The organism is Indolivaga macrotermitis (genome assembly GCF_900128985.1).
GTDB lineage: Bacteria > Bacteroidota > Bacteroidia > Bacteroidales > Dysgonomonadaceae > Dysgonomonas_A > Dysgonomonas_A macrotermitis.
In genome coordinates this window covers 164330-189619 of record NZ_FQUC01000003.1, presented here as the reverse complement: position 1 = coordinate 189619, position 25290 = coordinate 164330, and the positions used below count along the sequence as shown (strand labels likewise).

General features: G+C 35.3%; 16 protein-coding genes. 13 read left to right on the top strand and 3 right to left on the bottom strand.

The window, feature by feature from the left end; genetic code table 11:
* Positions 1-8: 8 nt before the first annotated feature.
* The 13 genes from BUC12_RS06365 to BUC12_RS06305 all read left to right on the top strand — a co-directional run bounded on the left by BUC12_RS06365 (position 9) and on the right by BUC12_RS06305 (position 19519).
* Entirely contained in the window at positions 9-3410 is a 3402-nt protein-coding gene (locus BUC12_RS06365) for a SusC/RagA family TonB-linked outer membrane protein (RefSeq protein ID WP_062177472.1), read from the top strand.
* Between the two features lie 233 nt (positions 3411-3643).
* Positions 3644-5551, top strand: a complete 1908-nt coding sequence (locus BUC12_RS06360; protein ID WP_062177469.1) for a RagB/SusD family nutrient uptake outer membrane protein — start codon at positions 3644-3646, stop codon at positions 5549-5551.
* Positions 5552-5573: 22 nt separating this feature from the next.
* On the top strand, positions 5574-6992 hold the full coding sequence (locus tag BUC12_RS06355) for a BACON domain-containing protein (RefSeq protein ID WP_062177466.1): 1419 nt from the start codon (positions 5574-5576) through the stop codon (positions 6990-6992).
* 63 nt (positions 6993-7055) lie between these two features.
* Positions 7056-7982, top strand: a complete 927-nt coding sequence (locus tag BUC12_RS06350) for a glycoside hydrolase family 16 protein (RefSeq protein WP_082141883.1) — start codon at positions 7056-7058, stop codon at positions 7980-7982.
* Positions 7983-8223: 241 nt separating this feature from the next.
* Complete coding sequence (locus BUC12_RS20440; RefSeq protein ID WP_062177460.1) at positions 8224-8646, top strand: T9SS type A sorting domain-containing protein; 423 nt, start codon at positions 8224-8226, stop codon at positions 8644-8646.
* 13 nt (positions 8647-8659) lie between these two features.
* Positions 8660-14884: an FG-GAP-like repeat-containing protein gene (locus BUC12_RS06340; protein ID WP_082141882.1), complete on the top strand. Its 6225-nt coding sequence runs from the start codon at positions 8660-8662 to the stop codon at positions 14882-14884.
* A 1-nt stretch (position 14885) separates the two neighbouring features.
* Positions 14886-15551 carry a hypothetical protein gene (locus BUC12_RS06335; protein WP_062177454.1) on the top strand — a complete coding sequence of 222 codons (666 nt, stop codon included), beginning with the start codon at positions 14886-14888 and terminating at the stop codon, positions 15549-15551.
* A gap of 108 nt (positions 15552-15659) precedes the next feature.
* On the top strand, positions 15660-16340 hold the full coding sequence (locus tag BUC12_RS06330) for a hypothetical protein (RefSeq protein ID WP_062177451.1): 681 nt from the start codon (positions 15660-15662) through the stop codon (positions 16338-16340).
* 33 nt (positions 16341-16373) lie between these two features.
* Positions 16374-17000 (top strand): hypothetical protein, encoded by a 627-nt coding sequence (locus BUC12_RS06325; protein ID WP_139262013.1) that lies wholly within the window; start codon positions 16374-16376, stop codon positions 16998-17000.
* Between the two features lie 3 nt (positions 17001-17003).
* Complete coding sequence (locus tag BUC12_RS06320; RefSeq protein ID WP_062177445.1) at positions 17004-17240, top strand: hypothetical protein; 237 nt, start codon at positions 17004-17006, stop codon at positions 17238-17240.
* A 14-nt stretch (positions 17241-17254) separates the two neighbouring features.
* Complete coding sequence (locus BUC12_RS06315) at positions 17255-17668, top strand: hypothetical protein (protein ID WP_062177441.1); 414 nt, start codon at positions 17255-17257, stop codon at positions 17666-17668.
* A gap of 813 nt (positions 17669-18481) precedes the next feature.
* Positions 18482-19120, top strand: coding sequence for a hypothetical protein (locus BUC12_RS06310; protein ID WP_062177440.1), 639 nt, complete (start codon positions 18482-18484; stop codon positions 19118-19120).
* 27 nt (positions 19121-19147) lie between these two features.
* On the top strand, positions 19148-19519 hold the full coding sequence (locus BUC12_RS06305) for a hypothetical protein (protein WP_062177437.1): 372 nt from the start codon (positions 19148-19150) through the stop codon (positions 19517-19519).
* Between the two features lie 183 nt (positions 19520-19702).
* On the opposite strand, the gene BUC12_RS06300 is transcribed toward BUC12_RS06305, so the two are convergent.
* Genes BUC12_RS06300 through BUC12_RS06290 form a run of 3 tightly spaced genes read right to left on the bottom strand, consistent with a single transcriptional unit; the run spans position 19703 to position 24948 of the window.
* Entirely contained in the window at positions 19703-21859 is a 2157-nt protein-coding gene (locus tag BUC12_RS06300) for a DEAD/DEAH box helicase (protein WP_062177434.1), read from the bottom strand.
* A 15-nt stretch (positions 21860-21874) separates the two neighbouring features.
* A complete protein-coding gene (locus BUC12_RS06295; protein ID WP_062177431.1) occupies positions 21875-23185 on the bottom strand; it encodes an ATP-binding protein in 1311 nt (436 codons plus the stop codon).
* Positions 23182-24948, bottom strand: coding sequence for a tellurite resistance TerB C-terminal domain-containing protein (locus tag BUC12_RS06290; protein WP_062177428.1), 1767 nt, complete (start codon positions 24946-24948; stop codon positions 23182-23184). The genes BUC12_RS06295 and BUC12_RS06290 overlap by 4 nt, the downstream gene beginning before the upstream one ends.
* Between the last annotated feature and the right edge of the window lie 342 nt (positions 24949-25290).

Below are 25290 nucleotides of genomic sequence, written 5' to 3'. Positions count from 1 at the left end.
AAAAACAAATGGGACTTAAAATGAAAAACCAGAGGCTTTTATGGTGGAAACCATTATGCTTGATACTTCTTTGGATGGTAACATTACCATTAAGAGTAGATGCAAAGGAAAACCTAGTACAACAATCTGGTGCAACAGTCAGTGGAATTGTATCTAGCGAAAGTGGAGATCCCCTGATTGGGGTAAGCGTAGTTCTCAAAGGTAGTACAGTAGGTACATTTACAGATATGGACGGAAACTATAAGCTTACACTTCCATCGGAAGGGGGGACACTTGTCTTCACCTATCTGGGTTTCACAACTAAAGAAGTGAAAGCCGGCAATGAAGCGATACTGAACGTAATACTTCATGAGGAATCTGAAATTTTATCAGAAGTTGTAGTCGTTGGTTATGGAGTACAGAAGAAAATAAATCTTACAGGCGCAGTATCAGCGGTTAGTTCCGAAAAGCTGGCAAACAGGGCAAATGGTAGTTTATCGACTTCTTTGTCGGGCTTATCCACAGGTTTGAGTGTTTCTCAGGGAAGTGGTAATCCGGGATCGGAAGACGTTAATTTCACCATTCGTGGCGCAGGGTCTTTTAATAACAGTAGCCCGATGATACTTATAGACGGGGTTCAGGCATCGATGAACGATATTAACCCTGACGATGTAGAGAACATTTCTGTATTGAAAGACGGATCATCTGCATCAATCTATGGAGCCCGGGCAGCAAACGGAGTTATATTGGTCACTACAAAAAAAGGAAGCAAAAAAGCTTCTAAAATAACATATAGTAACCTGTTTGCCACTCAAAAACCGGTAACAAAGCTAAAACTTATGTCTGATACGCCTACATGGATGGAATGGCATAACACTGCACAACTCAACAATGATGTAAATGCAAGTGTATGGTATAGCGACTATTTGATAGATACATGGAGAGCTGCAAATTCAAATCCATATGGGGTTGATAACGGATATGGTATACCCAACTGGATGGCTTATCCGAATACGGACTGGTCGAAAGAAATGTTCAAATCGACCTTTTTCCAGAGACATAACCTATCTGTTTCGGGTGGTTCTGAAAACAGTAACTATTTATTATCATTAGGATATCAAAACAATCCGGGAACATTAAAAAATACCGGACAGGAAAGATTCAATGTTCGTATCAATGCTGAATCCACAGTAGCCAAAATTCTGACATTCGGTACCCAAACATATTTAGCTAAAACGAAAAAGGATCCGGGAAATGTATCTATGACTTACTTGCTGCAGGCATATCCGGGGATGATTCCCGAACACAACGGATATTACGGAGCAGGTGAAGACCCCAACCAATATGACAGGCAGAATGTACTGAGAAACGTTGCTGCAGCAGGAGGCAAGAATGAAAATACAACTATCAATACAACCTGGTATATGAAGGGTGATATCTGGAACGGTATCAGTGGAGAAGTAAAATTCAACTATCAGGAAATTTCGGAAGATAACGAGGGGTATATCAAATATTTGCCGATGTATAGTTTCCGTCTGGGAACCGATCAACCGGTAAACATTATGAATACGTTGGAAACTGCACCGATAACAAGAAGTCATGCAAAGACCTCAAGCTATCAGTTAAACTTCCTCCTATACTACAACAAGCAATTGGGAGACCATGGTATAAACGCATTAGCGGGTTATGAACAAATGTTCTGGGAAAAATCTGGCTATAGAGGTCAAAGTATGGGAATGATAGACTGGAGTATAACAGACTTACCTACTTCACCGGGCGATTCTGACCAATTCTATGCTAACCCGGCGAAAGGCGACTATGCTATGATTTCCTATTTTGGACGTGTAAATTATGACTATAAAGGCAAATATTTATTCGAAGCTAATTTTCGCGCTGACGGTTCATCCAAATACGCTCCGGGACACAGATGGGGTTATTTCCCTTCATTCTCGGGAGGATGGCGTATTTCGGAAGAAGAGTTCTATGCTCCATTGAAAGATAAGATCAACGATCTGAAGATCAGAGCGTCTTGGGGTAAACTTGGAAACATGATTGGTGGTACCGACTATTATCCATGGCAGGCTCTTTATGGCCAAACGAACGGAGTTCTCAACGGCGAAGCCAATAACGGCTTGGCTCAGAATCAACCATCGAATCTTAACCTGACATGGGAAAAGGTATCGACCTTCAACTTAGGTTTTGATGCTTATGTTCTCAGCAACAGATTGAATCTATCGATGGACTACTATGAACGGCACTCTTCCGATATTCTGGACAAGCCTTCGATGTATTTGACTTTGGGAGGTATACCTAACAGACAATGGCTCAATACAGCCGACATGGTCAACAAAGGAATAGAAGTGACTCTTGGATGGAATGACAAAATAAAAGACTTCAGATACGGAGTTGTACTAAACGCATCATATAATACCAATAAAGTGACCAAATTTAGAGGCGCTTTAGAGTACGGTCCGATTGCAGGCCAATACGATATATGGGGACGTCCGGTATACGGATATTCCAACTTGGGAGACGTTTCTACTGTAGAAAGTAATAAGAGAAGAGTAGAAGGACACCGGATAGACGAATTCTATTTAAATACTCCTTACAAGGGTTCCGGTAAATATTTCTCCGCTGACGGAAAAGTTGATCCTAAAGGAGGGCCTAGGGATGGTATGATCAGGACAAAGGCCGATCTGGAATGGGTAAAAAGCATGATTGCCGCCGGATATGATTTTGGATACAAAGTCGGATCTCCTAAAGTAGATGCTAATGGTAATGTTACCGGAGGATCTGGAGGTGAATTGTGGTATGGTGACCAGATTATGGCCGACCTGAATGGTGACGGTATATATGGGGACAGTAACGACCAAAAATTCACAGGAAAATCTGCTACACCAAAGTGGAATCTGGGATTAACTTTAACAGGAGAATGGAAAGGTTTTGATTTCAGTATGAACTGGGAAGCCAGATTAGGATCATATGCTTATGTGTATGATAAAGGCGTGAACGGAAATATTACACAATTATACGATGCTATTCCTGCCGATGCATCATCTGTATACTACACATACGATGCTTATAAGTCGGTTTATGATTACGATAATTACGATCCGGCAACAGATCCTAATGCAAATATCAATGCGAAGTATCCGCGTTTATTGGCTGCAAACAGCAAATCTCCGGCAAACACTCTTTTTCTACAGAACACTTCGTTCCTGAAGCTTAGAACACTGCAAATAGGATACACTCTGCCCAATAAATGGACTAATCAGGCAGGATTAAGCAATGTCAGAATATTTGCATCCGGAGAAAATCTGCTGACTATCAAAAGTAAAGATTTCAGAGGAGTCGATCCTGAATTAGGAGGTAGCGTAATCGTTTATCCCCTGTCAAGAATGTTCTCCGGTGGAGTAAATGTTACATTTTAAGCAAAATATCACTCATATGCTCTTTTAAATCGCTGAAGTTTAGAAAAGTATCAAGAAAGCAACCATCAATATTATACCATCACCATCACATAGGTTTCGAGTTGGTACTTTTCTCCTTCAGGCAACATTATAAATATTGTATTTATCTGATTGTAAGATTTATATAAGCAACATTAATAAATTAAATAATAAATGTGGCAATACATATTTTTAATTACTCAAATAGGACACTTATGAAAAAATATATATATTCAGTAATCATTTTTGCTTGCGCATCATTTTTCTCTTGTGAAGATATTCTGGACAGAAGTTCACCCGGGAAAATTGATTCCGGCTCGATGTGGTCTTCCGAAAACCTGGCAGAGCAAGGTGTTAATGGAATGTATCAGGCTTTACGTATGCCTGTATGGTCTGGTAGCTTGGTTGGAGCAAATACCAACCTCGGGTATTATGCATGGGAAGCATTCGGGATGACAGGACAAACAAACAAATCGGCATATGGTTTGTTCAGCGATGGAAATGCAGGAAATACACAGTTCTCATCCGTTTGGAAATGGTGTTTCACAGGTATAAACAGGGCAAATGATGCCATCAACGGACTACCCAATACGCCTATGGACGAAGCAAAAAAAGAACAATGGATGGCTGAAGCCAAAACTCTCAGAGCATTTTTCTATATGCGTCTGGTAGAACTATATGGCAGAGGTATCGGAGTTCCTCTTTACGATGAGGTGGTCACAAGCAGTACTGCAACAAAAGGGCAAAGTTCCGAAGCTGAAGTGTGGGATTCCATTATCCAAAGCTTAACCGATGCCATCGACACACCTAACTTTCCTAATAATACGATCGGAAAAAGCGGACGGGTATCCAAAGGAGTAGCATATGCCCTCAGAGGAAAAGCCTATCTGATGCGAAGTATGAGCTTAAATGAAAATCATTACGCACTTGCAGTAGCAGATTTCGAGAAAGTAGAAGCAATGGGTTACAGCCTGTTCGGGAACTATGCTGATATGTTTAAAGTAAGTAATGAAGGTAACAGCGAAATGCTGATGGTGGTTCAGAATATTGCTTTACAGGCCTGGGCTGATGCCAGTAATTTAGAGCCTCAGTATGGATCGTCTGTTCAAAAATATTGCGCGCCTTACCAGGCCGGCTCCAAAGATTCGAGAGGCTGTTGGAATGATATTCAGATTTCGCCTGCTGCAGTAGACTATTTTGAGGTTTTGGTCGACGATAGTACTGTAAAACCCTTCAATTGGAATGATTTTATCCCCGGATATAATGAAACCGGATATGCAGACAGAATGGTTTATTTCTTGCGTAATACAAAGAATAGTGCAGGTGTGGATTTACATGCCAATATAACAAGAGAGGTTAACCTGAAACTGGGTGCAATCTCTTCAGCAAATAGTGCCAAATATCTACCTTCCGGAAACGAAGAACGGATAAAAACGGTATATGCCAACAGAGATCCAAGGCTGGCTGCTAGTATCGTAACTCCATACAGCTCATTCGTTGGTGTTAATAGTGGCTCAACAGGAGTAGATGAATACATTTACAGATGGCCTGCCTTAGGAATGATATATTTTGATGGAGCCAATGCCGAGAGTACTTTAGTACCGGGTATGAAAAGTACACTTACGTCAAATAACTCTTCTGTTCTTATATACATGTTCCGCAAATTTGTTACAGAGGGCCTTGAACTTGATTACAGAAACACAAGCCCTGTGGATGAACCGATACTTCGCTTTGCCGATGTATTACTGATGAAAGCCGAAGCATTGGTAGAACTAAATAAACTGTCGGATGCAAAAAGCGCAGTAGCTCAGGTAAGAAGCAGAGTAGGAATGCCTACAATGGATAAATATTTTGCAAGCCAGTCTGATGCCCGCAATTATGTAAGAGACGAAAGAAGACGCGAATTTGTTGGAGAAGGGGTTAACTTCTTTGATGAGATGCGCTGGAAAACCATAAAAGAAACTAAGTTTGAGTATGCATCCAGAACTGCTTTGCAAGTTACAGGAGCCAGTGCAGTAGGTCCGACTTATGTTTGGAGAGATTCGTGGTACACATGGCCGGTACCAAAAGAAGAAGCTGAAAAGAACTCAAACCTGAAAAGAACACCGGGTTGGACTTATTAACTAACACTCTAATATTTTAATTATGAAAACAAGTAAATATTCAATCATTTTAATATTAATTCTGGGATCGCTATTTAGTTGCAATAGCTACGACGATCCGGAATTAGATCAGAATGAGTTTATTGGAAATCCTGTATTTGAAGTATCGGAGGATAAAATAGACTTGGATCTGAATGCCAAAACAACCGAAATTAGTGTAACAACCAATACCGTATGGTGGACAGTACAATCGAACAGTAACTGGGCAACCGTTACCGCTGATACATTATATGGAAATACCAATATTAAAGTAAATATTTCGGAAAATACGACTACAGATACACGGGTTGCTAATCTGACCCTGAAATCGGGGACTAAAGGTGGTGAGAAAACAATAGTAGTGACTCAAAAAGGGCTTCCGTCTCATGTAACTGTATCTGCAACAAGCATAAATTCAACCGGATACGGAGGTGTTTACGAGGTAGACATCACAAGTAATGCTACATGGACTGTAACTCTGAATAAACTGGTAGAGCCAACTACCGATTGGATCACAGTAACACCGATGACAGGGTTTGGTGACGGTAAAATAGTGATAACAATCAGCAAGAATGTTAACGTTGCAATTGATAATCTGAAAGCACTTGTGAGTGTTAGTGTCGCTGATGAAACAAAGGAAATAGCAATAGACCAAACAGGAAATGCGTCGTGTGATGCACCGAACAATACCACAACACTTTATTTCAACGAGTTCTTCCCTTGCGATGATGCTGCAGCAGGATCTACTTGGACATTGACAGATCCTCGTGACAACCAAACCTATAGAGTTCGTTTGATGGCCGACGGTAATATCTGGATGATAGATGACCTTAAATTCTCAGGTGACGCTGGTGCTCAAAAAGACAGCCAGAAACTGGTCGCTATTGACGGATTCGATGGTAATGGCCATGCCGATTTAGGTAACTATTTCCCTAATTACTATGGTGATGCTACTAATATGAGACTGTATAGTTATATACCGGCAGAAAGAGGCTATTTCTACGGATGGCAAACTGTTATACAATCGGCATATGCCCGTAATGCCGGAGGCTGGTCAACCAATCTGGTTCTTGAACCCGAATATCAGGGTATTGCTCCTGATGGATGGCAAGTACCATCGATCGGACAGTTTGAAGTTCTATACGCAAAAATAGGATTCGATGGCTTTAAGAACGATTGGGAAGCAGTCTTGGGTGGTAATATGAACTACGGTCAAGGTGCTGCTGCCAACTGGGGAGTAAACAGTTATGGTTCTTACTGGACTATTACACAAAAAGTAAGAGACATAGGTGCTCCTGCAAGCGCAGATAACAATACGATCCTTGTGTGGAGAGTCAACAACGGAACTTCAGATTGTGCCACAGCCGAATCGCCACGAAACTATGGTAATGTAGTTCGTTTATTGAAAAAGAAAAATAATTAATCATGGGATAAAGGGGAGGTATCTCCCCTCCTTTCCTATTTATTCAACTATAGGATAGAACATATGAAAAAGAAAATATATATTTTACCGGCAATTTTACTCCTAATGTGCTCTTGCAGTAGCGACGAACATGACAGTACACTACCAACGCCATGGCCTAAAGATCCTAACGAGCAAGAGGAGGAAGATAAATCCGGAATCGATAAGACATATACAATTGGTCAGCAGCTCGAAAACAATGATATCCAGCTCATTTGGGCTGATGAGTTTGACGCTGATGAACTGAATCTCGATTTCTGGACGTATGAGAGAGGCTATGTGAGAAACAGCGAAGTTCAGTATTATACCGTCGGCAGAAAAGAGAATTGTAAGCTGGAAGGTGGTATGCTTGTGATCACCGGACAAAAAGAAGAGGGATCGTTTGAAGATCAGGATGGAACTCATAATGACCTATACACTTCGGCTAGCATTATTACTAACACGAAAAAATCGTGGAAATATGGACGTTTCGAAATACGGGCTAAAGTGCCGGGTGGAACAACCGGTATATGGCCGGCATTCTGGGCTAAAGGCGATAGTCAGAATTCAGGAGCATCATGGCCTAGCTGTGGAGAGATCGATATTATGGAATATGCCGTAAAAAGCCCATATGAGATGATCAATAATGTAATATGGGGAGAGTCGTCTTCTGCATCAAAAAGCAGTACAAGAAAAGTACCTTCGGATACAAAATACTCAGACGATTTCCATATATATTCTCTCAATTGGAGCCCTACTCAAATTACATTTGCGATTGACAATAAGGTTACACATGTGGTAGAGATGGCCGATATCTCACCAAATCCGTTCCATCAACCTTTCTCAATCTTATTAAATTTAGCATTGGGAACTCCTTCTGATAACAGCTTGGGTGGCAAGTTCGATGAAGCAAATCTACCGGTACAGTTCTTAGTTGAGTATGTCAGAATATATCAGACCTCTGCTGAATAATCTCAATATAGTTAAATGTTCTATGTTAGAGGGGTATTTTTTAATACCCCTCTTCTTTTATAATTATGTCAACTAAAATGAGACAAACCTTAATATATTTCTGATTTATAATCATTTTTCAGCTATAATCAATACCTATTAGATTGGAGATATGGATGCTCTAACTTATCAAAGTTGTTTCCAATATAGAAAAAATAATATATATTTACAGAAAATAACACATCATTAACCAAACCAGACTATGAAGTTACATATCTTTATTCTATGTTTATTAATATCCGCTTATACTCATATTCAATCTCAGACAAGCTACTCTTATGACAAATCGGGGAATTGTAACGGACGTAAAACTATAAGTTTACGGAGTTCCATCAAACCTGGATCCGATAAAATTGTAGAAATTTTCACGGATGATATCTTTTCTAATATCAAGATATATCCTAATCCAACAAAAGGTCTTTTAAAAATAGGTATTGAAGATTACAACTTTACAAGTAGTATTGACATAGCTATCTATGATTTAAAGGGAACACTTTTAATTAAAGACAAAATATCCAGCTCCACAATCGATCTAGACTTAAGATCATACTCTAATGGCATTTACATATTAGTTCTAAAAAAAGAAGAACAGATATCTGAGTGGAAAATATTGAAAACGAATTAACGCAATCTGAATTATGAGAAAATATACTTGCATTTTATTTATACTATACAACATTTTTCTTTTTGCACAGGAAAGTATGCCTGTTAACTTAGAATTAAAGACTCAACTCGCACCTCAGACATATAATTACCAAGCAATCCAAACGATTAGATTCACACCCGGATTCAGTTTTAAGGCTACAGGAAACAATTATTTAAAAGCTTGGATAGACCCTTTAAATCTTCAGCCAAATCCCTATCCCAATAATATTAATGGAGGAAGTGAAAATAGTATTGTTGGTAAAATAAAAGATGAAATTACAGTTGGTCCATCAGGACAAGCGTCTTATGAGATACCCATTACTATTCCTTCAGGTACAGGGGGAATGGCCCCGCAACTATCCATCGTATACAATAGTGCATCAAAAGATGGTTGGTTAGGTTTTGGATTCGATCTGGCTGGATTATCAGTAATAAACCGAGCTCCGCAAAATCTACAAACAGATGGAAAAATCACATCTGTAAATTTTTCTCAAGACGACAGATTTATGCTGGATGGTAATCGCTTAATAAGAATAAGCCCGATTGCCCAAACTGTAGATATCGAATATCGGACAGAGAATAATATTTTCTCTAAAATTATAGCTAACGGAAGCATAGCTAATCCTGATGAATTTACGGTATATACAAAGTCTGGTTTAGTCTATACATATGGCTCCAATAATTCAACGTTAAGAAGTAGCAGTACTGACATTAAATCGAACTTATTTTGGCTTTTGGTAAGAGTAACAGATACTAAAAATAATTATTATAAAGTATCTTATTACAAAGACGATTATAATGGAGAATATTACCCAGAGAGAATTGATTATACAGGAAACGATAAAGTTACTCCTCAATTAATGCCTTATGCCTCTGTCAGATTTAGTTATAAGAGTACACCACCCTTACAATCATATATATATGGTTATAAAGTTCAGAAAAGTAAGATAATAGACAAAATAGACATATACCATATTGAAAATAGAGTAAAATCATATGATTTTACTTATCAAATCAATTTAAACACAAACCTACTCACTAGTATAACGGAGATAGCTGCTGATGGAAAAAAGCTAAACCCGACTAAGTTTGATTGGAATATAGAAAAAGACTTCAAAGCATCAAGACAAAGCTGGGCTTATGGTTCAGAATTTGAAGATTCGACAATCTTTCCAGGTGACTTTAACGGGGATGGAAAAATGGACTTTATGCTTGTTCCTAAAGATAAAAAGGGAATTCGGCTATATCTTTCTAATGGATCTTCATTTAAATACATTAAGACTTATTTTGATTTAATTTCTGAGAACATTTTTCACTTAACTGTTGGCGATTTTAATGGAGATGGAATATCGGACATCATAGTACATAAAAGAGAATATGGTGCAGATCCGATATACTACTATGATTTATATACATCTAAAATTTCTACATCAGGTGATGTATCCTTTAATCTTGAAAAAACAGTAATTGGCCCTACATTCGGGGATTATCAAATTAAAGTTGGTGATTTTAATGGAGACGGGGCAGCTGATATTTTTTGTCATTTAAAAGATCAGGATTCTTACAATTATTTAATTATAACAAGCCAAAACCTGCTTGATAAAATAAATCCATTAAGTACATCCAAAAATGCATGGGCACAAAATTCTCACAAATTTCGCCGATCTGAAATAATAGACTTTAATGGAGATGGTTTATCTGATGTTTTTATTTTTCACGAATCTGGATATGATTTACTACAAAGCAATGGAAACCAACTAGCTTTAAGCAAACAGGGTTCTATTCCTTCGATAGATCATCATACTTATTTTGGAGATTTTAATGGAGACGGAAAAACTGACATACTTATAACAGGATGGAATAAAGATCCAAATGAAGGATGGGATAATTGGAAAATTTATTATTCGACAGGTATGAGTTTTGATATTTGGTCCTTTTATAAAAAATTTAATTCAAAAGATAAGGTTATATATGTAGGAGACATTAATGGAGATGGTACTGATGACTTTTTTGCCATACCTAAAATCTCTCAAACAAATGATATTCCATTAAAATATTATATAAATGAAAAAAATGGATATTCTTTCAAAGAATATGAAGGTCATTATGAAGGAGCAGTTGATAAAAAAGATATATATATCATGGATATCAATGGGGATGGAAAAGCCGATATGCTAACCCATTGTTCAAGAACACAAAATAAAGGTTATAATGCAAACCTTATTCCAACAGGCTCAAACAACCTTTTATCCAGTATAACAGATGGACTAGGTAATAAAACGGAAATATCATATAAACCCTTAACCGATAATAGTGTTTATGAGAAAGGTTCAACCAATACATACCCCTTATCATCTATAACAACAAGTTGGTACGTAGTAGATAAAATTTCTCAGAATAATGGAATTGGAGGAAAATTTGAAAAAGAATATAAATACAAGAATCTACTATTGCATAAGCGAGGTAGAGGCATACTAGGTTTTGAATATTTCATAGAAAAAGATATTACAAATAATACCGAAACAACGTCTCAGTTCGAAGTTGAGCCTACTGAATTTATCACAGCCTTAAAATCTACCGAGATACGAGCTAATGGAAAGCTTATTAATAAAAGCACATATACTAATAAACTAAGATCTTATCAAGACAAAGTATTTACATATAATACGGTTGCAACTACAGAAAAACAGTATGAAGTAAATACAGGTAAAGAATATTCTTCTATTAATACACATACCGTTTATGACAACTATGGTAACGTTACCCGCTCTGTTATAAAATACAATAGTACTGATTCTGTCATAAATATCAATAAATATGAAAAAGACAATATAACTAAATGGTATTTAGGGCGCTTATCCGAATCATCGGTAACCAGAGTTAGCTCTAAAGGGACGGTTAAGCGCCTCTCCAAATTTGATTATGATCAGGAAAGTGGACTATTAAACAAAGAAGATGTAGAACCTGACAACATTGAATTAGGATATACTAAAACTTATAAACATGACAAATTCGGAAATATAGAAGAAAGCACCATCACTCCTAAAAATACGGAGGTAAAAGCCAGAACCAAAAAATCCAAATATGATTCGCAAGGAAGATTTGAGATAGAATCAATAAATGCTCTAGGATTTACAACTAAGCGTGATGTGAATTATGACTTAGGAGTTGTCAATTATGAAATTGACCCAAATGGATTAAAAACCGAATACTCTTATGATAGTTTTGGGCAATTACAATTTACGAAGACACCTTTAGGTAATACTCAAACATTAGTTCTATGGAGCCAAGGTCATAGCGATGCTCCCGCTAATTCTATATATTTCACATACACGGAAATCTCCGGTGCTCCTCCTGTCTTAGAATTTTTTGATGGATTGGGGCGTTCTCTTCGTAAAAAAGTATTTGGAACAGATCTAGGTGAAATAGTTTACACAGATATTATATACAATGAAAAAGGGCAAGTAGGAAAGACCTCTGAACCTTATTTTCCAGGCAGTACGATATACTGGAATATACCGGAATATGATGTTGTGGGGCGGTTAAAATATCAATCTTATCCGGACAAAACCGGTCATGCATATTTTTATGATGGGTTGAAAACAACAACGATGAGTCCTACCGGTATTGAAAACACTACCATTTTAGATCAACAAGGCCGTATAGTCGAGAGCATAGATAATTTATCGAATAAAATAAGCTACACATATGATGCTGCAGGAAATTGCGAGACTGTTGCAGGACCTCGCACGACCATAAAAGCAATGTTTGATGTCATAGGAAACCGCACTAAACTCATAGACCCTGATCTAGGTACAATTGAATATAAATACAATGCTTACGGAGAACTGATCTGGCAAAAAAACTCGGAAGGGCATATCAAGACTGTCGAATATGATACCGGAGGACGGATCATAAAGATTACAGAAACCGAAGGTGTAACTGAATATAAATATGATACTCTCAAAAAAGGGTTATTAACCTCTGTCACCTCTCCTAATTATTCGCAAAGTTATAAATACGATGATTATGGACGTATAATAAATATCACAGAAGTTATTGATAAGAAGACTTATACCACGCAAACCTCTTATGATAAGTTCAATAGGGTTGATGAAATCATATACCCGTCAGGTTTTTCTATAAAACATAATTATATGACCACCGGATATTTATCAGAGGTCAAAAATAGTAAAAGTGGGCAAGTGTACTGGACAGCTCAAACGATAAATACGCGTGGGCAAATCCAACAATTTAAATTGGGTAATAACCTGACAACGACAATAACCTATAACCCTCAAAAAGGTTATATAACCTCAATAAAAACTCCGGGGATCCAAGATTGGGCGTACGAGTTTAATGCCGAAGGAAATCTTACACAGAGAAAAGATAACAGGCGCAATCTTACAGAAAGCTTCCAATATGATGATCTGAATAGATTGGCGGAAACATATCATAATAATGTACTGAAAGAAAAAGTATTATATGATGCTGCAGGTAATATTACATCCAAAACTGGAGTTGGAACAAAATTTGAATACTTTGACAACACAAATAAATTAAAATCGGTATCGGGAGGATCTTATACTCCCCCTGATTGGGCAATAACTTATACATCATTCAACAAAATATCCCAAGTTGTACAAGGAGATAATAGCCTTATACTAATGTATGGGGCAGACAAACAGCGAAAAAAAGCCATTTATACAAAAAATGGAAAGACTGATACCCGATATTATGCAGGGGCTTTATATGAAGAGAATATTTTATCGACAGGTGAAGTTAAAAAAACTCATCACATATTTGCCAATGGAGGAGCCATTGCGATATTTGAGCAGTCATCTCTTAAAGGTGAAACACTACTTTATTTGCATAAAGACCACTTAGGTTCGGTGCAGGCATATAGTGATAAGAACGGAAAGCTTGTACAGGAATTGAGCTACGATGCATGGGGGCGTAGAAGAAGTGCGGACGACTGGAAATATTACCTGAATATTCCGGACGCGGAAGCTCTGCACGACAGAGGATTTACAGGGCATGAACATTTGGATATGTTCGAAATGATAAATATGAACGGAAGGATGTACGACCCGATGCTAGGACGCTTCTTGAGTCCCGATCCTTTTGTGCAGGCTCCTGACTTTACTCAAGGATTAAATCGCTATATTTATTGCCTGAATAACCCGTTATCACTCATTGACCCTTCTGGGTATAGCTGGTTTAGCAAAAATTGGAAGTCTTTAGTAGCATCAGTCGTTGGCATTACCGTTGCAGCCTTGGTTCCGGGAGGTCAAGCTATTGGAGCCGTAATAATGAAAGGAGCCCTTGGAGGCATGGCGTCCGGATTGGCAGGAGCTTTACTGAATGGCGCTAATATTGGGCAAATGGCCCGATCCGCTGTAACAGGAGGTCTTTGGGGTGGATTAAGTGCATCTTACTCGTTTGCTGCAGGAGATTTTGCTGGAGGAAATTTGATGAAAAAGCTTTTTGCTCACTCTTTGACTCAGGGTCTGCTCGAAGGGGCAAAGGGGGGAAACTTTAAACATGGATTTATATCCGGATTAGTCTCAGCCGGAGGGTCATATGGTTTGTCAAAAGCAGGTAATTTGAATACTTTTGCATTAGTATCTGCCAATGCTATTATTGGAGGAACAGCATCCGAACTCGGAGGAGGTAAGTTTGCCAATGGTGCTATAACAGGGGCTTATGTGATGTTGTTTAATCAATTAGCGCATCAGGTTAAATCCCGCTCAGCATATTCAAAAAAAATAGCTCTGCCAATAATGCAAACTCACAAGCAAAACTGTCTACTAGCTGTTTCTCAAATGATAGATCAGGCATTTGGAGGAAATAGGAATCAGCTTGATTATAGAGCATTACTAAATGGTGATTCGGATATGGGAGCCAATGACCCTGATATTGATAATGTACCAATAATTAAACTTAATAAACTATTTGACAAAGCAGATGGCTATAAAGTTGAAATAACGCTTAATATAAAGAGAGTACTTGATGCATTGGATAATGGAGCTATGGTTGTTATTGGATACGCTAATCATGCCAGACTACTGCAAAGCGCTACAACGCATACTTCACAAGGGCAGATGGTTAATAATTATTTTATGATTGATCCAGCAGATGCCCAATATAAGAGTGAAACAATAACTACCAATAGCACGGTTCAACCTATTGTTACATTTGGAATTATAAGCCGGTAATATGAAAAAGAAGCTAATTTTTATAATATTCTTGATCCCTACTATTTTATATTCTCAGAATTATACTGATAGTATTAGGGCAGATATTGCTCATTTATATTTGAAGGAAGACATACAAAAAGCATTCGACGAGACCGTTAGAATATTAAAACAAAAAAGAAAAGATTATGAGCTTAATAAGCTATCCATGATTATACCAGTATATAGATATTGTTACAAATCTATACTTTCGAATATGAGTTTAGACGAGCAATGGATATACCTGGAAAATAATAATTTATCTTTTATACCTCTTCCTAGAAAAGATTTTTTAGACTCTAGTTTTTATAAGAATCTTTTGCAAGAACCCAGATATATCAAGAAGAAAAACAATATTTTTTTATGGATTGATTTTTATCTGATCGATAATACCAATAACCCCATAGGTTATGGAAATGCAGAATCCTTTTATTTCTTTAATAAACAGTACTCAGGACGCACATTTGTCGATATTATTAATGAATTGAACATTACTGATATGTTTATAATTACGGATTTATACAATATGCCCGTAATATGTAAGACTAAAGATGGTCATGTTTATGTTTGGGAATCACAAGGTATGGATGCAGGACAACTGTTTTCTATCGAAGAATACATCAAAACCAATTCAAATTATTTCAAATAAAAAAGGACAGGTTGTTATACTATTACTATTCTTGCCTATAATCAGCTATATAATTTATAACAAATAATACCTAAACAATACTTGCTATCTATTTTATAAACTGATAATATGAAAAAGAAGTTGATTATTATAATATTCTTGATCCCTACTATTTTATATTCTCAGAATTTCGCTGATAATATTGAGGTAGATATTGCTCATTTATATGATTCTGATGAAATACAAGAATCATATAAAGAAACCTTATCTAACTATAATCATAGAAAATCTACAGAAGATACTATATTAATAGATAAGGTAATACCGATATATAAATATCGCTATGATTGTGAATTAACAAGATTAAATGATTTGCAACAATTGGAGTATATGGAAAGCAATAATTTAAATAGTATTCCTTTACCTAAAAAAGACTTTATTAATTATCTTTTTTATTCTAATTTACGGCGAATAAACCCCACATACTCCTCTAACAAAAAAAATAAAATAAGATTTGATTTTACTTTTTATTTTTTTGATAAACAGAATAAAGTAATAGGATATGGTGGTCCTTCAGAATTTTATATTTTGAAACATTATGAAAATAGCCAAGCATTTAAGTCTGATCAAACTTTTGCCGATGATATAAAGCGATTAAAAATTACTGATCTCTTTATTATTATTGATATTCCCAACATTCCCATTTTTGGAAAAACATTTGACAATAGGATATATGTGTATGATAGAAAAATGGAGAAATTCGATACCCTTGAGAAATTTGTAGAAGGACACCCTGAAATATTCAAATGAAATTATTTCAAATCTAAAAAGTAAACAATGAAAATGAAAATAACAATTGTAATATTATTGATTATCTGCCAATATGCTAACTCAAAGGAAATGAATACGAAGAAAGATATCATGAATTTCTATACGAATGAACAAGTCGGAAGCCTAAGCCAGAAAGCCGTAAACTTACTTAATCAGTCGTCGTGCAAATCTTCAGCAGATAACATGAGTATCGTTTACATTTTTAAATATGATTATAACGATTCTCTGAAAAAGAAAGACTTTCTTGACAATTCTTTTTTCAGAAAACTTATGCCATCTAAACATAAGATTCTTGTAAATGACAAGGAATATATAGATGCAAATTTTCTATTAGAGAAAAAAGATGGGACTATTATTGGAAGTGGGAATGCTTATAACTTTTACCCTGAACGTTCTTCTATCAAAGGAAATCGGTTAACTATGAACCAATTTATCTTAAATGAGATGAAAAAATTAAAAATCTCTCATCTTTTTATGATAAATAAACTAGCTAATTGGCCTGTCTTTGGGGTAACAGATGATAATCAGGTATTTGTTTTCGACTATTCAAACAAGAAACCTAAAGCATTTCCTCTAGACGAATTCATTAAGAACCGATCAAATAGTGTTTTTGAAAAATGGGATGTAGATAATAAATAGATAATGATTGATCCAGCAGATGCCCAATCTTTGAGTAGTTCTGATATGGCTGGAACTTCATATACAGGTAGTATTTCTGGTGATGCTGGTCTTAGTTTCAGTGGAAATAGCTCTGTTTCAGAGCTATTAAAAGGAGGAAATATTTATTCAATCGGAGGTACTGTAGGTATTGGTGTTGGTCCAACAATATTCAATGGAATGTTTGGAATTTCTAAGACTAAAGTTTATAAAAATAAATAATAACGAGTGATAATATGAGCAGTACTAAAGACCCAAAACTAACAAAAAATGAACTAGCTACATTCGGGATATTTATACTTCTTTTTGTAGTGCTACTAATTATTGTGATGAATTCACAATCGAAAGGAGCTGATAAAAAAGCTAGTTTATATCCTCAACTGCATAAATATCAGAGTATAGAAGGGCGTATTAAGTCCATCAGTCGTGAGCGTTATATTGTAGATAACTCTCGAATTTATATCGATTTTATTAATGAAGTTAAATTCTCATTAGGTGGGTCTGGGTATAATAGGTCATCATCACTCCAAGACTTTACCAATTTTATTCAATCAGGAGATTCATTAATAAAAAGATATGGTAGCGATACTGTACATATACATAGAGGAGAGCAAAGATATTACTTTGTTTTAGATGATGTTATAAATTAGCCACTTATACTATATGATAGTCTGTTTAGTGATATGATGTTTAAAAGAGATTATTTTAATAAAATCAAAATGATACTAGGAATTACATTACTATTTCAAAAAACAGATAATCCTGATATTGTAGGAGTATTAGCTTCATTGTGTATTGAAACGACTAAAATGTAATTTTATAACGATATTTTGGAACAAGCGACTCGAATATCAGATCATTGTAATTTGAAGTATCTAGGAATAAATGGTATTTATAAAGTAACAGATAAGGAGATATTCTTGGTAGAATTCGTTACAATGAATTAATGACTCTGAAAGAAGCCGAAAATTTAGCATCTTTTAATCTGTAGTTATTATCCACATTTGATTCTAACATTAAAACATGCTCCTTGGTGTTTCTTTGTAAAGATAGTTAATCTAAGGCCCTTACAATAACTGCATTAACACTGCTAAATTTAAAAGTAAATAATATTAAGAAGAATTGGAGATTATGGCAAATTCGCTTGCTTTTCTCAATAAAATAAAAGAAGTCTCGGTAGAAAAAATTACGAATATTAAATTCATCGGTATTGAAGATATTTTCTAAATGGTTTCAAAACTTAATATTTTTGAAATATCAGAAGGTAAATTTAGACTTTATGTGTAATAGCTAAAACTCAATCTGGCAATTTAATGCCTCCTTCATTTATTATGGGTCGCAGGTCGCATGATATCTAAATAGGAGGAACTCCTTCATGGATAGGAATAGGTGGTAGTCGATGGATGTCTCAAAAAGAACAATCAATAATTCATATATTTGTAATCCTAGGAAAATAAGTATATATGACAAATTTATTTTTTATATTAATTACAACAATGCTAATTAATCATCCTGAAAATATGCAATCCCCAACAAAAGAGGATAAATATGCTATAACACATTATTACTCAAATGATGATTTAGAAAATCTAGATAATCGAATATGCTATTTATTTAATCAAACAAGTAAAAATAAATTTGATAGTATCAGTAACCTTAAAGATTTCAATAAAACCTATATACTACATTATATCTATGAAAAAGAACTCTTAAAAAAAGATTTCCTCAACAGTTCTTTTTTAGAAAACTTAATCCTTTCCAAAGAAAGACATTACTTGTATAAGTTAAATGAAATAAGGTATATTAATCCAGACATAATATTAGAAGACTTGAATGGAAAATTTGTAGGTTTTGGCAATGCTCTATATTTTAATTTAGGTCTTAATTATAATACTGGTTTTATTAAATACTACCAGGATATTATCGATACCAAAAAAGAATTAAATCTTGTTGAGATTTTTACAATAAGTACAATTAATCGTTGGGAGCTATTTGCTAAAGATAAAAACGGAGTGACATATATTTTAGACCCTTCGAGAAAAGGGCTCACTATAAAAACATTATCAGAGTTTGTAGAAGAACACCCTGAAATATTCAAATGAAATTATTCCGAATCTAATAAGTAAATAATGAAAAAGAAATATTACTGGTACTATTTATTCTTTCCTTTATTAATACTTGGTTGTAATCATAGACCTGATAATAAATTCATTGGTATATGTAGAATATCAGATGATACCCTGAAATTAGAATATGCAGGTTCCTATGATGTAATAAAAGAAGTAGATATTAAATCCTATAATGATACTTTAGAGATAAAAGTTGTGTCAGTAGGTAATCCTCCCAAACAGCCAAAGGACTTTTATATTCCACTAAAACCATCTATCAGGAAAATAATAATAAGAGATTCCACTATTTTAGATGTAGATTCTATTCCTAAATGCTCTAAAAAATATTCTGGAGAAGAAGCTCTGAAATATTTACGTAAATTAAACCAATGAGGTAAAGTGCTAAATGATCTATTTTAAATAATTAAAGAGAATGAGTAGAGTTTAGACTAGGCTTTATTATGGATCGTGTGATGTTTAAAGTAGAGACTTTAGCCGAAGATAGCCTTTCTTCGATAGGAATAGGTGGTAGTCGATGGATCTCTATAAAGAAACAGTCTGCAGTTTTGCACTTAGCTAGTCGAGAGTACTAGGTTCTACTAACTGTATATTCCTCAAAAATTCCACAGTATTTTCTATATCGTAATATTTATCCCTGACAAGTATAGTCTGATATTTCGGAGGTAGTAGTTTTCCCCACTTAGAAAAATCTAGAATAGCCGGCTTATCCTCTAATAATCGACTAATTGTATTATCAACATCTGAGGTTATACTCTCAAATATATCCCTTAGATTTTCTATTGATGCAGAAATAGTAAACATACTATTGTAATCAGCTACTTCATACTCTACATCTGCAATATAAAGAAACAAACCAATAGTGCGATTGATCTTTGTTCCTGTAAAAGAGCAAAACTCTGATACAAACAGATCTTCATCCTCTTTTTTCGAACGGACAATCTTTTCGACAATGGGTCTGTCATACAATATATCTCCTATTGTAAATGTAGAAAAATCTTTTCGTAGCTCATTAATTTCATCCAGACCTTTAGCATCAAGAAAATCATATTGAGTATCTACCTTTAATATTTCGAGCATCTTTGTTCTGATTCTCGGATGCACGTCACCTGCACCACCATAAAACATAGGCCTTTTCCCATCCAATGCTTTAACAACAAATATCTTTCGGGCTTTCTCATCCACAAGTTTAATCTTCCATATACGAGCAGCTAAGAAGATGTTTTCGTCTTCTCTGATTAATGGCGAAAAAGGCAGTTCTCCGATTGTACTCCCCTCATTTATAACCTTAAAATTCTGTTCGGCGGTAAAAACACTATAAAAGTCACGGTTATTCACAATCTTTTCACCTTCGATACCGATAATAATTTCCCGGCCTAGTTTCTCCAACATCCCGGTTTCGAACAGATAGTTTATAATCTCGGTAATCTCGGTTTCCGAGATCGCTTGAAAAGCAAAATCCGATTTCACGACATACACTAAATCAGACAATCGAATTTCGCTCCGTTCTCTAACAACCGATAATATCTGATGTGCCAGAATATCGTACGGCTTATCCATTACAGCCGGAGGTTCAATAAAACCTTCGGTATACAAGAGCCATGCTGCTAACGATTGTAACAAACTCCAATTGTTGGTAGCATACAAATATAGGTTACTCTGTTTATTTCCCTGTCTACCACTCCGCCCGACTCGTTGAATAAGCGAAGCTATACTATGTGCGGCATCTATCTGTACAACCTTATCTACTGATCCGATGTCTATTCCTAGTTCGAGAGTAGAGGTGCATGCTATTGTGAAATTATTTCGTCTGTTATTCTTCGCAAAATCTTCAACATACTCTCTTACTTCTTTGTCGACTGACGAATGATGTGAGAAATAATATGGATGACCTCCGATACGTTCTGATATTTTTTTGAGTTTAACAGCAACCTCCTCAGCACGTCCTCTACTATTCGGAAATATAAGTGTTTTGTTATCAAATGTCTCCCGATACAGATCTTTCATAAGTTCAAGGGACAATTCGGCACCTGATTCTTTGAAATACTTAAATACAACGTTTATCTCTTTAGCTGTTTTGTCAATTAATACAGTTGTATTCTCGGCTTCACCTGTAAATACTTTAGCTTCATTAAAATCGCCGATAGTGGCCGACAGTCCTACAATACAGAATTTTGATCTATTAATAGATTGCAGTCTGAATAAGAGCGATTTGAGGTGTATCCCCCTATCTGTTCCTATAAAAGAATGGATTTCGTCTATTACCACATATTTCAGGTTCGAAAATAAATGCTTTGCTTCATGAGCTCGGTTTACCAGCATCGCTTCTATCGACTCCGGGGTAATGAGTACGATACCATTCGGAGCTTTCAATAATTTGTTTTTCGCCGATTTATTTGCTTCGCTATGCCACTTGGTTACTGATATTTCGAGATAACGGCACAACTCTTCGACTCTAAGAAACTGATCATTAATTAAAGCAATCAATGGGGATATATACAATACCTGTACACCTTCTTCGTTGAAATTGACTTTTGACAGGATGGGCAAAAATGCGGCTTCGGTTTTACCTGAAGCTGTACGTGATGCCAAAATATAATTACAATCGGTAGTCATTATACGCTTAATTGCGGCAACCTGAATAGGACGAAATTGGTCCCATCTCTTATCTCTCACATATTTACGTATTGGTTCAGATAATAAATCGAATGGCATTTCTAAAGTAATTATTTATAATTCTTCAATACTGTCTAATAAATCGTCTTTGGGCCGCTCATCTGAAACTTCGATTTCACCAAACAAACAAGATTTATCAACATGAGGATTTTGTCTCAACAGATTCATTATATTCAGAAAATCTCGAATTACTTCACGAGGTGTTAAAAATTCAGATGCTCCCGGTTTATTAAATATAACCTCCATAAAGGAAATAATATCTTCGTCTGATATATCTATTTCGACCTTATAGTTAGAGTTAAATATTTCTCTTAATTTTTTCAGCAAAACAAATATCTCATTATGATCCAAAGGCATTAATCGAATAACGGGCTGAGCCAGATCCCGAATTTCTGCGGTTTCATATTTATTAGTTTCGAGTCTTGATTTTAAGGCCTGATAACTGAATAAGCCTCGCCGCTCATTTTCGAGAAATTCTTTTGTTCCGGCAAAGTTTATAAAGAGATTATTTACTTTTCCCTGAAAGCAGTCATTATATATAGTCAATATCTTTTCATAATTTTTCTCCCTCATTGTGGAAGTAGCTATTTTATAGAGATTAATGGCCTCATCCATATTTATCATAAAACCACTATATCCCATACTTACGAATAACTTACAGAAGTTTTTGAGCATATCATAATAGTTTTGGTCATTTATGATTTCCCTAACACCCAAATCCTGACGAGCTTCAATCTTTGTTTTATATTCTCCCTTCAGCCATTTCAGAGCATTACGACATTGTTGGTCATCTCCATTAATATAACCTTCGTAATATTTAATAACCACTGTACCGAAATCGAAGCCTCCAACCTCCGTTATTTCGTTAATCGTCTTCATTATATTGGCTGATATCAGCTTCTGATACTGATCATTTCTTATTTCTGTTACAGGAATATTATTTTCTTCTGATGTTTTTGAAGTAACCTGTTCTATCCATTTTTCCATCAATGTAGGCAAAGCTCCTCCCTCGGGTTTGGTTTGTATAGCTACATTGTCCATAATAGCAGAATAGAGAGCCAACCCTTTTCCGTCATTGGCATACAGCCTATTATCAGGCGTAAAATCGGCATTCGCTACTACAAATTTTTGTTTCATAGCCACCGTATTTAAAAGATGCAACATGAAAGACTTTCCGGAGCCAAAATCGCCGATCCAGAATTTGACAAGACTTTGTCCGTTTTTAACATCTTCTAATGACAATACAAAGGCATTGATTTCTTCCGATCGTCCGACTGTTATATGTTGTACTCCCATTTTAGGAACAACCCCGCTTATAAGAGAGTTAATAATGGCTGAAGCCTCTTTCGGTTTTATATTTATCATTGTGCTAATATGGTTTGGTAATAGTTTTCTGTTATAATGTAGTAATTATCGTCTTCTTCAATTAAAATATCATCCAGAAACTCATAACAAGTTTCGTTAATACCATCAATAATCGGACGTGCAAACCACCCGTTATTCTTGGCATAATCTTTAAAATCGTCAGTGGTTATACTTAGATTGTTCTTCGTGAAGAAGCTTAACACTGAGATCTGAGTTTCGGAAAGTAATAACTCGGACGAATATATATTCTGAACCTCATCTTTAGTTTCTGCTTTTTTGTCTGTTATTTTTATTTCAAGTTCCTTGTCATTTATTTGTATCGATTGAATCAGTATATCTTCATTCTCAAAATCATCACACAAATACTCATTCAGTAAATTAACGGTTTCGGAAAGACTGATCTCAACTTCCTTAATAGTATCTAAATTAACTGAAATTTTCTTTCGATTCGTTTCAAATATTGGAGGTATAGATCTCAATGCACCCAATAAATCCCTGTCATTGATATATTGACTTACTACCAACTGAAAATCGTGTAACTGTTTATTCGACTCAAATATATTTTTCTGTATACTTTTTGTCAACTCTTTATTATCGAATGATTCTGATCTCAAATCATAATGGAGATAATATATATAAAGAGTAAGAGCTGTCTCCCGATGATATTTCGATATGAATTTAGATGCTTCATAAAAGATATGTTCTATGGACGGATTTTTCTCATTCAGAATCCCTAACGCCACGATATCACTCTTAAATTGTTTGTAATCGCCTTTATATTTATCGGTAAGTTCTTCGAATTTAATCTTCCAACGCGATGTATTAAGTGCGTACAATTCTTTTTCAGTATCCGAATGAGCTTTCTTTACGAGCTTTTTTGCTAATTGAGGTAGTAAATCTTCTATAACTGAGGTAATACGCTCATTATATTTATCATTTGCATTGGATACATGCAACCCTAAATCAGTATTGAGTTTCCGTTTATGAGCATAAATCTCGCGCACCGCATTCTCGGCATGTTTAAAAATATTCTGATAAAAGTATTTTTTCGTCTCTTCTATACTGTACTTATAGTTAACACTACCTTTTTGATAGCTATATTGCTTTTTTACGTAGATGCCTGCGATGTAATCAAATACTTGCTGTAAAGTAACATTATCATCCAAGCAGACTTTTTCCAGCTCGTTAAATAAAGCTATGTATAATCTTAAAATTTCTATTTTGCATGCTTCTATATCACAGAAATTATTTGTTGGATTCTCTAACTTATTTAAAAGTTGTACATCAGTTTCATTCAAATATAATTTTTCTCTGTAGCGATTGCCTAGTTTCCAATAATCATCGTTATAACTGAGAGATTTATCTTCTTGTTTGAGTTGATTTATCCGATCTTGATCTCCAATTTTTTCTAATAATTTAAGAAGAAAAGAGGTGCAATATTGTTTTGTTTCTGAATAATGAGCTCCTAACAAACTAAATTGAATTTGTAATCTGTCTATATTCTTGTCATCGTCATATATCTCCAGAAAATTAAAGAGAAGAATAAAAGCGTAATTTGTATTGCCTTTTAAGTCTATGTACTTTCCCTTCAGAAAAGATTCTTTAAACACATAATAGAATTTTTTTTGTTCTAGTGTTGCCCCACCAAGGTCTCCATAAGAATAGATATACTGATGCTTCCAAGATGGAACATCAAACTTATCTTTTTCGTAAAGTTCCCTTAAATCATATGATTCATTTGTTATATCAATAATACCATCCATGGCAGTCTTTAGCTCTAAAGTTGTGTTGATCTTAGCTAATTTTACAAATCTATAAAATTTACATGATTAATCTAAGTATAAATTCTATATTTTTATAGGACTTTACCGATATATATGTTACACACACCTACTCGAATTCGTTTTGCCGATATTAATATTTAATTTTTAAATGAGTATGAATCACATTTAAGAAGCAATAAGAATTCTGAAAACACAATTGCTTATAACTTTACAGGGCAGCCAACTCAAAAGCAACATATACATTCCGCTACAAATCAAAAGACTCTAAAGGAAGATTATGCTTACACTTATGATCATGCAGGACGGCTACTAACAATTACT